This is a genomic window from Bacillus sp. FSL K6-2841, from assembly GCF_037976435.1.
GTDB lineage: Bacteria > Bacillota > Bacilli > Bacillales > Bacillaceae > Bacillus > Bacillus pumilus.
Genome location: NZ_CP150266.1, coordinates 2998607 through 3010843, shown reverse-complemented (window position 1 = coordinate 3010843; position 12237 = coordinate 2998607). Strand labels below are relative to the sequence as shown.

Annotated in this window: 12 protein-coding genes; all 12 read left to right on the top strand. The window is 42.8% G+C overall.

Features of this window, described 5'->3' with window-relative positions; all coding sequences use genetic code 11:
* Positions 1 to 13 precede the first annotated feature (13 nt).
* The 12 genes from MHH68_RS15505 to MHH68_RS15450 all read left to right on the top strand — a co-directional run bounded on the left by MHH68_RS15505 (position 14) and on the right by MHH68_RS15450 (position 12224).
* On the top strand, positions 14 to 1429 hold the full coding sequence (locus MHH68_RS15505) for an amino acid permease (protein WP_061409664.1): 1416 nt from the start codon (positions 14 to 16) through the stop codon (positions 1427 to 1429).
* A gap of 314 nt (positions 1430 to 1743) precedes the next feature.
* Complete coding sequence (locus MHH68_RS15500) at positions 1744 to 2781, top strand: sugar-binding transcriptional regulator (protein ID WP_339163931.1); 1038 nt, start codon at positions 1744 to 1746, stop codon at positions 2779 to 2781.
* Between the two features lie 31 nt (positions 2782 to 2812).
* The gene (gene gap / locus MHH68_RS15495; RefSeq protein ID WP_012011304.1) at positions 2813 to 3820 is read left to right on the top strand and encodes a type I glyceraldehyde-3-phosphate dehydrogenase; all 1008 of its coding nucleotides are present in this window, start codon (positions 2813 to 2815) and stop codon (positions 3818 to 3820) included.
* Positions 3821 to 4033: 213 nt separating this feature from the next.
* Entirely contained in the window at positions 4034 to 5218 is a 1185-nt protein-coding gene (locus tag MHH68_RS15490; RefSeq protein ID WP_003213359.1) for a phosphoglycerate kinase, read from the top strand.
* A 30-nt stretch (positions 5219 to 5248) separates the two neighbouring features.
* The gene (tpiA, locus tag MHH68_RS15485) at positions 5249 to 6010 is read left to right on the top strand and encodes a triose-phosphate isomerase (protein ID WP_034660024.1); all 762 of its coding nucleotides are present in this window, start codon (positions 5249 to 5251) and stop codon (positions 6008 to 6010) included.
* The gene (gene gpmI / locus MHH68_RS15480) at positions 6003 to 7538 is read left to right on the top strand and encodes a 2,3-bisphosphoglycerate-independent phosphoglycerate mutase (protein ID WP_012011301.1); all 1536 of its coding nucleotides are present in this window, start codon (positions 6003 to 6005) and stop codon (positions 7536 to 7538) included. Before tpiA ends, gpmI begins: the two co-directional genes overlap by 8 nt.
* A 29-nt stretch (positions 7539 to 7567) precedes the next feature.
* The gene (gene eno / locus MHH68_RS15475; protein ID WP_012011300.1) at positions 7568 to 8860 is read left to right on the top strand and encodes a phosphopyruvate hydratase; all 1293 of its coding nucleotides are present in this window, start codon (positions 7568 to 7570) and stop codon (positions 8858 to 8860) included.
* A gap of 256 nt (positions 8861 to 9116) precedes the next feature.
* The gene (locus MHH68_RS15470) at positions 9117 to 9386 is read left to right on the top strand and encodes a hypothetical protein (RefSeq protein WP_012011299.1); all 270 of its coding nucleotides are present in this window, start codon (positions 9117 to 9119) and stop codon (positions 9384 to 9386) included.
* 58 nt (positions 9387 to 9444) lie between these two features.
* Positions 9445 to 10212, top strand: a complete 768-nt coding sequence (locus MHH68_RS15465; RefSeq protein ID WP_339163927.1) for an ABC transporter ATP-binding protein — start codon at positions 9445 to 9447, stop codon at positions 10210 to 10212.
* Positions 10184 to 11581 carry a hypothetical protein gene (locus MHH68_RS15460; protein WP_339163924.1) on the top strand — a complete coding sequence of 466 codons (1398 nt, stop codon included), beginning with the start codon at positions 10184 to 10186 and terminating at the stop codon, positions 11579 to 11581. Before MHH68_RS15465 ends, MHH68_RS15460 begins: the two co-directional genes overlap by 29 nt.
* Positions 11578 to 11946 (top strand): hypothetical protein, encoded by a 369-nt coding sequence (locus MHH68_RS15455; protein WP_058013663.1) that lies wholly within the window; start codon positions 11578 to 11580, stop codon positions 11944 to 11946. The genes MHH68_RS15460 and MHH68_RS15455 overlap by 4 nt, the downstream gene beginning before the upstream one ends.
* Positions 11943 to 12224, top strand: coding sequence for a hypothetical protein (locus MHH68_RS15450; protein WP_061409652.1), 282 nt, complete (start codon positions 11943 to 11945; stop codon positions 12222 to 12224). The genes MHH68_RS15455 and MHH68_RS15450 overlap by 4 nt, the downstream gene beginning before the upstream one ends.
* Positions 12225 to 12237: the final 13 nt, after the last annotated feature.

The window sequence follows — 12237 nt, the reverse complement described above, 5'->3', positions numbered from 1 at the left end:
GGAAGTGGATTTGATGCAAGAACAGCATAATGAACTAGAGCGTTCCATGAAAAGCAGACATCTCTTTATGATTGCCTTAGGCGGCGTCATCGGTACGGGCCTTTTCCTTGGATCAGGATTGATTATTCATCAGGCAGGACCAGGGGGAGCCATTCTATCGTTTATCATTGGCGGATTTTTAATGTATTTGGTCATGCTGTGTCTTGGAGAATTAGCAGTGGCAATGCCGACAGCGGGTTCCTTTCAGGAATATGCAACCAAATATATCGGCCCGTCCACAGGCTTTATGATCGGCTGGCTGTATTGGTTTAGCTGGGCGTGTACGATTGGACTGGAGTTTACATCAGCAGGCATATTGCTCCAAAGGTGGTTTCCAGATATCCCGGTTTGGCTCTGGTGTCTAGCATTTAGTGTCATATTATTTGCCGTGAATGCCATCTCTGCTCGCAGCTTCGCTGAAACGGAGTTTTGGTTTTCAGCCATCAAGGTTGCGGCCATCCTATTGTTTATTATCATCGGAATTGGCGCAATTTTCGGAATGATCCATTTAAAAGGCGGAGAACCAGCCCCTTTATTTCGTCATTTGACGGATCATGGCGGACTATTTCCTAATGGTGTTTTTGCTATTTTATTAACCATGGTCACCGTCAATTTCTCCTTCCAAGGAACAGAACTTGTAGGGATCGCAGCAGGTGAGAGTGAAAGCCCTGAAAAAACATTGCCTCGATCAATACGAAATATTATTTGGAGAACAATGGTCTTTTTCGTTTTATCCATTGCGGTTTTAGCCGCACTTCTTCCATGGCAGACAGCAGGCGCTGTCGACAGTCCGTTTGTGGTCGTGCTGGACAAGGTCGGCATCCCATATGCTGCAGATATCATGAATTTTATTATTATCACAGCTGTCTTATCTGTAGCAAACTCTGGATTGTATGCATCATCACGTATGCTCTGGTCGCTTTCAAAGGACGGGAAAGGACCTGACTTTACGAAAAAGCTGTCCAAGCGTAAAATCCCAATCAATGCATTATTGGTGACAATGGGTGTATCCGCTCTATCTTTGCTCACAAGTGTTGTGGCGCCAAAAACGGTGTATGTGTGGCTTATTTCAATTTCTGGAATGGTTCTTGTTGTGGTGTGGATGTCCATTTGTTTGTCTCAATATTTCTTTAGAAAACAATTCATAAAAGACGGTGGAGATGTAAAGGATCTTGTTTTCCGTACGCCGCTTTATCCATTTGTCCCACTAGCAGGCTTCACCGCATTTGGCATCGTGCTCATCAGCCTATTCTTTATTGAGGATCAGCGGATTGGCCTTTATTGCGGCGTTCCGTTCATGGCAGCCTGCTACATCATTTATTATCTCAAAATCAAACCGAAGGAAGAGGCAAAGCGTTTCGCCGAAGAGGAAGGAGTCCCAAAAACATAAAAGACCGACTAGACCAAAAAATGTGCATGCGGACCTCTTACGCATGCACACTTTCATGGATGAATTCATTCAATATAGAAGAAAATAAAATATTTTGAAAAGAAATATCATAGCAAGAACCTTGATGACAAGCAGGTTATCGGTGAAAATGTGTCTATTTTTTGTCTAAATGTGTTTGTAAGAGTTGAAAATGCAAGATTATCCTGTTAAAATAATTAAAGAAAGCAGGGATTGATTTTTTTTGGCTGTGGCGGGACGTTTTTTGTCACAGTGGGACGTTTTTAGTCCAACGTGAAAAGAAAGGGTCGTTAGCCATGAATCGTTTATTAGAAGCTCAAAAAAAATTATTGCCAGATCTTCTCACAGTTATGCAAAAACGCTACGACATTTTGCAATACATCAGGCTAGCTGAACCAATCGGCCGCAGAAGCCTTGCGACGAGTCTAGGTCTCAGTGAACGCATCTTAAGAGCTGAAGTTCAGTTCTTAAAAGAACAAAATCTGCTGGATGTCAAAACGAGCGGTATGATGCTGACGACTGAAGGTCATGCTTTGCTTGAAATGCTTGAAGGAATGATGAAGGACGTTTTAGGCTTAACCTTTTTGGAAAATACATTAAAGAGGAAGTTAGGCCTAGAAGAAGTCATGATCGTTTCTGGTGACAGTGACGAATCCCCGTGGGTGAAGCAAGAAATGGGAAGAGCTGCTGTGCAGTGTATGAAAAAAAGGTTTACTGGAAATAATATCGTCGCCGTCACTGGCGGAACGACGATGGAAGCCGTTGCCGAAATGATGACCCCTGATGCCAAAAACAGAGACATGATGTTTGTCCCTGCAAGAGGCGGTCTTGGGGAGAATGTAAAAAATCAGGCAAACACCATTTGTGCCCACATGGCTGAAAAAGCTTCCGGTACTTACAAACTGCTGTTTGTTCCAGGACAGCTGTCAGAAGGTGCTTACTCTTCCATTATTGAAGAGCCATCAGTCAAAGAAGTGCTTCAAACGATTAAATCATCCACGATGCTCATTCATGGAATCGGTGAAGCAAAAACAATGGCGATGAGACGAAACACACCAGCTGAAGATTTAAAAAAGATTGATGAGCATGACGCAGTGACAGAGGCCTTTGGCTATTACTTTAACCGTGATGGTGAGGTCGTCCACAAAGTGCACTCCGTCGGCATGCAGCTAGATGATTTAGAAAGCATTCCACACATCATTGCTGTTGCAGGTGGATCATCAAAGACAGGGGCCATTGAAGCTTATTTCAAAAAACCCCGCCGAACGGTTCTCGTCACAGACGAAGGAGCCGCAAAAGAGTTATTAAGGGAGTCAATTGATCCCTCAATATAAAACATTGTGACCTATAAAAGGAGGAAACATCATGGCAGTAAAAGTCGGTATTAACGGATTTGGACGTATTGGACGTAACGTATTTCGTGCAGCATTAAACAATCCTGAAGTTGAGGTAGTAGCGGTTAACGATCTAACAGACGCTAACATGCTTGCACACCTTTTACAATATGACTCTGTTCACGGAAAACTAGATGCAGAGGTTTCTGTAGACGGTACGAACTTAGTAGTGAACGGTAAAACAATCGAAGTATCAGCTGAACGTGACCCTGCAAAATTAAGCTGGGGTAAACAAGGCGTAGAAATCGTTGTTGAATCTACTGGATTCTTCACAAAACGTGCAGACGCTGCAAAACACTTAGAAGCTGGCGCTAAAAAAGTCATCATCTCTGCTCCTGCTAACGAAGAAGATATCACAATCGTTATGGGTGTAAACGAAGACAAATACGATGCAGCTAGCCACGATGTCATCTCTAATGCATCTTGTACAACAAACTGCTTAGCTCCATTTGCAAAAGTACTTAACGATAAATTTGGCATTAAACGCGGTATGATGACAACTGTTCACTCATACACAAATGACCAACAAATTCTTGATCTTCCGCACAAAGACTACCGTCGTGCTCGTGCAGCTGCGGAAAACATCATCCCAACTTCTACAGGTGCTGCAAAAGCTGTTTCACTTGTATTGCCTGAACTTAAAGGTAAATTAAACGGTGGCGCTATGCGTGTTCCAACACCTAACGTTTCTTTAGTTGACCTTGTAGCTGAATTAAACCAAGATGTAACGGCTGAAGATGTAAATGCAGCACTTAAAGAAGCAGCTGAAGGAGAACTTAATGGAATCCTTGGCTACAGCGAAGAGCCATTAGTATCTGGTGACTACAATGGTAATGCAAACTCTTCAACAATCGATGCTCTTTCTACAATGGTAATGGAAGGCAGCATGGTGAAAGTCATTTCTTGGTACGATAACGAGAGTGGATATTCTCACCGCGTTGTTGACCTTGCAGCTTACATTGCAAAACAAGGTCTTTAATTTGTCACACTGAAGGAACTCACTTGGTTCTTTCCTAGAGACACGATATAATGAAGACGGACAAGGGAAGGGGAAGCATCCCTTTCCCTTTTTCTCTGTTTTTATCCGTTCTGCACGATTTCTCGTTTTGATGAGGGCAAAATGGGAAAAGGATAAAGAGAGACTTGTCCAATGCGTAAGGAAACCAGAATAAAGGAGGATCTCCTGACGAGCATGAATAAGAAATCAGTAAAAGACATTGACGTAAAAGGTAAAGTTGTGTTCTGCCGCGTAGATTTTAACGTTCCAATGAAAGACGGAAAAGTGACGGATGATACTCGTATTCGCGCAGCATTACCAACGATTGAGTATTTAACAGGACAAGGCGCAAAGGTACTGCTAGCTAGTCATTTGGGTCGTCCGAAGGGTCAAGTTACTGAAGAATTGCGTCTGACACCTGTAGCGAAACGTCTGCAAGAGCTTCTTGGACAAGAAGTGAAAAAAGCGGATGAAGCTTATGGCGACAACGTGAAAAAGCAAATCTCTGACTTAAAAGAAGGAGATGTGCTAGTGCTTGAAAACGTTCGTTTCTATCCTGGTGAAGAAAAGAACGATCCTGAACTATCAAAAGCATTTGCTGATTTAGCTGATGTGTATGTCAATGATGCGTTCGGTGCTGCACACCGTGCACATGCATCCACTGCTGGTATTGCAGCATATCTTCCGGCTGTTTCGGGCTTCCTCATGCAAAAAGAGCTTGAGGTTCTAGGAAAAGCCATTTCAAACCCTGATCGCCCATTTACAGCGATTATTGGTGGCGCAAAAGTAAAGGATAAAATCGGTGTCATTGAAAGTCTTCTTGATAAAGTGGACAACCTCATCATCGGCGGCGGACTTGCTTACACATTTGTGAAAGCACTAGGCCACGAAGTAGGAAAATCTTTATTAGAAGAAGACAAAGTTGATTTAGCAAAATCCTTTATGGACCGTGCAAAAGAAAAAGGCGTGAACTTCCTGATTCCAACAGATGTTCTGGTAGCCGACGACTTTTCAAATGATGCAAATACGAGCATTGTGCCAATCTCTGAAATTCCAAGTGATCTAGAAGCACTTGATATTGGAACAGAGACAATAGGCAAGTACGCTGATGTCATTAAAAACAGCAAACTTGTTGTTTGGAATGGACCAATGGGTGTATTTGAAATCGACGCATTCGCTAAAGGAACAAAAGCAATCGCAGAAGCACTGGCAGAAGCAAAAGATACATATTCTGTCATTGGTGGTGGAGACTCAGCAGCAGCTGTTGAGAAATTTGGTCTTGCTGATCAGATGAGCCATATTTCTACAGGCGGCGGCGCTTCACTTGAATTTATGGAAGGCAAAGAGCTTCCAGGTGTTACTGCATTAAACGATAAATAAGACCAAAACTGCTATAAGGAAGTGTCAATCATGAGAAAACCAATTATAGCTGGGAACTGGAAAATGAACAAAACACTTGGCGAAGCGGTTAGCTTCGTTGAAGAAGTCAAGTCATCCATTCCATCTCCTGACAAAGTGGAAGCAATTGTCTGTGCGCCAGCCCTTTTCCTTGAAAAGCTCAACAGCCTTTCTAACGGAACAGACCTTAAAATTGGTGCACAAAACATGCACTTTGAAGAAAATGGTGCATTCACTGGTGAAATCAGCCCTGCTGCGCTAAAAGATCTTGGCATTGGCTACTCAGTGATCGGTCATTCAGAGCGCCGTGAATTCTTTGCTGAAACAGATGAAACAGTGAACAAAAAAGCACATGCTGCATTCAAGCATGGCATCGTTCCAATTATCTGTGTAGGTGAAACGCTTGAAGAGCGTGAAGCTGGCAAAACAAATGAACTTGTTGCTGATCAAGTGAAGAAAGCACTAGCTGGTTTAACAACTCAGCAAGTCGCTGAATCTGTCATTGCATATGAGCCAATTTGGGCGATCGGTACAGGGAAATCTTCTACAGCGAAAGATGCAAACGACGTTTGTGCGCATATCCGTCAAACGGTTGCAAGTGAATATGGTCAAGAAGCGGCAGACAGCCTTCGCATTCAATATGGCGGAAGCGTGAAACCTGCGAATATTAAAGAATATATGGCAGAATCCGATATTGACGGTGCTTTGGTAGGCGGCGCAAGCTTAGAACCTCAGTCTTTCGTTCAATTATTGGAGGAAGGTCAATATGAGTAAGAAACCAGCTGCATTAATCATCTTAGATGGATTCGGTTTAAGAGGCGAAACAGTCGGTAACGCTGTTGCCCAAGCAAAGAAACCGAACTTCGACCGCTACTGGAACGAATTCCCGCATCAAACCTTAACGGCTTCAGGTGAGGCAGTAGGCCTCCCGCAAGGTCAAATGGGGAACTCAGAGGTTGGGCATTTGAACATCGGTGCAGGACGCATTGTGTATCAAAGCTTAACAAGAGTGAATGTTGCCATTCGTGATGGGGAATTTGAGAAAAACGAAACGTTCCTAGAGGCAATGACTTATGCAAAAGAGAATGACAAGGCCCTTCATTTATTCGGTCTCTTGTCAGACGGCGGTGTGCACAGCCACATCCAGCATCTTTTTGCCTTGCTGAAACTAGCGAAAAAAGAAGGCTTAACAAAAGTATACATTCATGGCTTCTTGGATGGACGTGATGTTGGTCAGAAGACAGCCAAAGTGTACTTAAAACAGCTTGAAGAACAAATCAAAGAAATCGGTGTCGGAGAAGTAGCAACACTTTCTGGACGCTATTACTCAATGGACCGTGACAAACGCTGGGATCGTGTGGAGAAAGCATATCGCGCGATGGCGTATGGTGAAGGCCCAAGTTATCAAAACATCTATGATGTCGTTGATGACTCCTATGAAAATGGAATCTACGATGAATTCGTTATTCCATCTGTCATCACGAGAGAAAACGGTGAGCCAGTTGCTAAAGTAAACGACGGCGATTCTGTGATTTTCTATAACTTCCGCCCAGACCGTGCGATCCAAATTTCGAACACCTTCACAAATGAAGATTTCCGCTCATTTGACCGCGGGGAAGCACATCCGAAGAATTTACACTTCGTCTGCTTCACACACTTCAGTGAAACGGTTGATGGCTATGTTGCTTTCAAACCAGTGAATTTGGATAACACAGTAGGAGAAGTGCTAGCGCAAAATGGATTGAAACAGCTGCGGATTGCTGAAACAGAGAAATATCCTCACGTGACGTTCTTTATGAGCGGTGGACGTGAAGAAGAATTTCCTGGTGAAGACCGCATCTTGATCAATTCGCCAGATGTGGCAACCTATGACCTCAAGCCAGAAATGAGCGCTTATGAGGTAAAGGATGCACTTGTTGCAGACATCAATGCTGACAAGCATGATGCGATCATCCTGAACTTTGCTAACCCGGATATGGTTGGTCACTCAGGTATGCTCGAGCCAACAATCAAAGCCATTGAAGCAGTAGATGAGTGCTTAGGAGCTGTTGTCGACGCAATCCTAGCAAAAGGCGGACATGCCATCATCACGGCAGACCACGGTAACGCAGACGTGCTGATTACCGAAGAAGGAAAGCCGCATACTGCACATACGACAAACCCTGTTCCAGTCATCGTAACGAAAAAAGGTGCAACGCTTAGAGAAGGCGGCATTCTAGCCGATCTATCTCCAACCCTTTTAGACTTACTTGGTGTTGAAAAACCAAAAGAGATGACAGGAACATCATTGATTCAGAAATAACAAATTGATTCAAAAGGAGAGAAATAACAATGCCATACATTGTTGACGTATATGCACGCGAAGTATTAGACTCTCGCGGTAACCCAACAGTTGAAGTAGAAGTTTACACAGAATCTGGCGGCTTTGGCCGTGCACTAGTACCAAGTGGTGCTTCTACAGGTGAATATGAAGCAGTAGAACTACGTGACGGAGACAAAGACCGTTACCTTGGAAAAGGTGTTCTGACAGCTGTAAACAACGTAAACGAAATCATTGCACCAGAGCTTTTAGGCTTTGATGTCACTGAACAAGTAGCAATTGACAAAATGTTAATCGAACTTGATGGAACAGAAAACAAAGGGAAATTAGGCGCAAACGCAATCCTTGGCGTATCTATCGCTGTAGCACGTGCGGCTGCTGATTTCTTACAAATTCCACTTTACCAATACCTTGGTGGATTCAACTCCAAAACGCTTCCAGTGCCAATGATGAACATCGTCAACGGCGGAGAGCATGCGGATAACAACGTAGACATTCAAGAATTCATGATTATGCCTGTAGGTGCCCCAAACTTCCGTGAAGCACTTCGCATGGGCGCACAAATCTTCCATAGCCTGAAATCTGTATTAAGTGCAAAAGGCTTAAACACAGCTGTAGGTGACGAAGGTGGATTCGCTCCAAACCTTGGTTCTAACGAAGAAGCACTTCAAACAATCGTAGAAGCGATTGAAAAAGCTGGTTTCAAACCAGGTGAAGAAGTGAAACTTGCAATGGATGCTGCATCTTCTGAGTTCTACAACAAAGAAGACGGTAAATATCATTTATCAGGTGAAGGTGTTGTGAAAACATCTGCTGAAATGGTTGACTGGTATGAAGATATGGTATCGAAATACCCAATCATCTCGATCGAAGACGGCCTTGATGAAAACGACTGGGAAGGTCACAAACTATTAACTGAGCGCCTTGGCAGCAAGGTTCAGCTAGTAGGAGATGACTTATTCGTGACAAACACGAAGAAGCTTTCTGAAGGAATCAAAAACGGCGTTGGTAACTCAATCCTAATCAAAGTAAACCAAATCGGTACATTAACTGAAACATTTGATGCAATCGAAATGGCAAAACGTGCAGGATACACAGCTGTGATCTCTCACCGCTCTGGTGAAACAGAAGACAGCACAATTGCAGACATCGCTGTTGCAACAAACGCTGGACAAATCAAAACAGGTGCTCCGTCTCGTACGGACCGTGTGGCGAAATACAACCAATTACTTCGCATCGAAGATCAATTGGCTGAAACAGCTCAATACCACGGCATTGAAACATTCTATAACTTGAATAAATAATGTAATGCCACGCGCTGCGTTCCGCTCTTATATAAGAGTGGGCGCAGCGTTTTTTTGTTGAATGAGATCCCGCAGCTGTTTCAATAGTCGCATCCTATTTTTGTAAAAAGTCGTCCTTCGGTCAGAGGGAAAGCGCGCAGCTCGACTATTTATAAGCAATAGATCATGAAAAATCGACTAAAAATATGATCTGAAATGAACTTATGTTTTCTGTATGGGGGATGGTATCATTTTACATATATTGGGGGGTGATGAGATGCTGAATCCTTTTAGCCTTCGTTTTCCAGTAGGAGTATATATGTATGTCCTTCACCTACTGGCGGCCTATGATGAAAGGAAGCAACGAATTCTAACTTCTAAGAACGTACAGAAAAATGCATTTTGGATTTATGTCCTTGCCGCTATTTTAGGTATTGTGACAGTCGCAGCATTGATTTGGGCATGCAAGACCTTTGGAAAAGGCTCTAAATTTTTAGGCGAATTCAAGTTCTTAGGCATGTACGTGAAAATCAAATGCGGTTTCTAACAGGGATGAGAACAGATGCGAAGCCATCTGTTCCATCTGAAACAAACGGAGGAATATGATGCTGACATTACAATTACAAGAAAAAACGTATAGCCGCACCTTCTCTCTCCGCCATATACAAATGAACGTGGAGAAAGGCCGGATGATGCTTCTTTTAGGACACAATGGGGCAGGAAAGACAACAATGATCCAAGCTATGTTTGGGCTGACGCCATTTACTGGCTGCGTTTCCTTACATGGTGAACAGCTGAACCTTCAATCCTCAGCACATATTTCCCTTTTGAAAAAACATGTTTCCTATATTCCTGATGATCATGCGTTGTTCGATTATTTAACACCGAGGGAATACTTTCAATTACTTCAGCTGCCACATGAGCAAGATGTCACACGTGAAGAGACATTCATCGATTTGTTTGAGCTGAGTCCGTATATGGATCAACCAATCGCTCAGCTGTCCCATGGCAATCAAAAGAAAACACAGATCATTTCGCAGCTCCTCAGACCGTGTGATTATTATGTGTTCGACGAGCCAACGAACGGACTTGATCCAGATATGATGATCATCTTAAAAAAGGTGCTCATGAAGCTGAGAGATCAAGGCGCTGGCATTCTGATTTCAACTCATCATTTGAGCTTTGGTGATACATTATATGATCATCTCATGATCTTAAGAAATGGTGACGTCAAGCTGAATATGTCCCGCCAAGAAACGAATCAGACATATCCTCATCAGGCACTTGAAGAGATTTATAAAGAAGTAAATCGAGATTACTATATGCAGGTGGAGAGGTTACTCAATGATTTGGACACGACACGTTCTTCATAAAATCGAATGGGGTATGCTGACAACGAAAGGAAAGCAGCTTGGAAAAAAGTATCCTTTGCAGCTTCTCACAGCCGCCGTTTTTCTCTTGCTCATCTATGCGATATACATTGTCATCAGCCTGCGTTTTTACATGCAGGCAGGTGAAAGTGAGCCGGCTGCGCTATACATCCAATTTGTCAAAATGTCGCTCTTACTATTAGGAGCAGGGATTGTGTTATCCCGAAATAAACTGAAGCGCCAAGAATATCAATTCTACTTTTTGAACAGTGCGATACAAAGTGCACCCTTTGTCCTTTGTGCGTATTTCTTTCCAGTGCTTTTTTGCTTCCTCATGGCTGGACTGCTTTTTTTACCGATTGTATTAGGTCTTTTAATCACGGGTGTCATCCCATCTTTGTATTGGATCATCGTTGTCTGCATCACATGCGGGATCTTGGCACTTTATACGCTCTCTTCATGGATGCTGTTGCGGATCGGTGTAAGTCATTTCGTATCAAAAACAAAGGAGCATTTACTGCTGCAAACGATCGGCTTTGCGGCACTTCAAGTACTCATATTTCTTCTTTTTCAAAAAGCGGTGGAGATGATCCGTGTATGGCCGGCTGTCTATCTGACGTTGCTGGTGATCCTTCTAAGCGCTGGATGGCTATGGGTAAAAGGTTTAGCAGCTTGCTATGTTCATCAAATGTTTTTGCAGCTGAAAACAGAGATAAAGTCGTTTTCTTACCAGAAAATCAGGACGTATTCTTCCTTTCTGACGCACCTGCGGCAGGAAATGGTCTATTTCATTCGATCAGCTGTTTTTAAAGAACAAGGCATTTTGTTCCTCTTTCTCGTTTGTTTGACGGCTGGACTGCCATTTGTTTTTACACCTGAAGAAACTGGCTGGCTGTATGCCTTTATTGTGCAGTTTGCGTTAAAGGAAATATTGATCATGCTTCCACTGATGATTGGCAGAGAATATCATCTCAATCAACGGGCCATCTTTATGTTAAATACATCAAAGGGCGCGTATATATTGTCGAGAATTTTATTTTATTACACAATCAATTTACTCATTTATTTTGTCTATATTAGCCTTGCTTATTTGGTGATTGGAATTGAAAGTGAAGGTCATGGCTTGGCGAGTTTGTCCATTTTATTCATGACCGTCATGGCAGCCTGTACAGGTTTTGTCGTGAAAATCAGTGATTTTAATAAACTATTTGTCATCGTGATGATGATAGCTGTATTCAGCTTCATCGATATGCTTTTATTAGAGTGGCTGTCAGCTAATATGTTTCTTCTTGCCACTGCTTATCTGCTTGGTTCACTTGTCTTTTTCAGTTGTATATATGCTGTGATGTTAAAAAGGCCGATATTGCGATGATGGGGCTTGTCATTAGTTTACTAGCGGTTGTGCTCATACATGAACTCGGTCATATGCTGATGATCATGGTATGTAACAAAGTCGAAAAAAGGCCGCTCTTTGATTTTGTGGTAACGATTGATTGGAAGCATGTGGCGATCATTCATGAGACATTTGCCCGGCCGAGCTTTAATTTGATGGTGGCACTTGCAGGTCCGCTGTTTCCGGTACTCTGCTCGATTGTGCTTTTTTTGATGTGGAAGCATCCGGTGAGTCATCAGCTGCTGTTTTTTTCTTTACTGAACACTGTGATGCTGCATCCAGCTTGCCCAGACGGGAAAAATATCACAGCCAGTTTAAAAGAGATGAAGGAGAGAAAGAGATGATCAAAGTATTTCATTCGTTTTCTAGCGGCTTAACACTTGCGATGCTGTATATATTTGCTGTGTTTATGACCCCTGTCTTTTTACTACTGTTAGAGGTCAATCATATCGAATCAAGTCCAACGCTGTTTGGCATGCCATTTTATATCATGAAAATTGAAGAGTATCAATTCAGCTCTGAGGCGACGCTTTTTGGATGCGTTGTCTGCTTTTTAACTGGCACTGTGCTTTACTTATTCATTCAATATGTGATTCATGCTGTGAAAAAGCGAAGAGCATAAAAAAAGCAGGCTG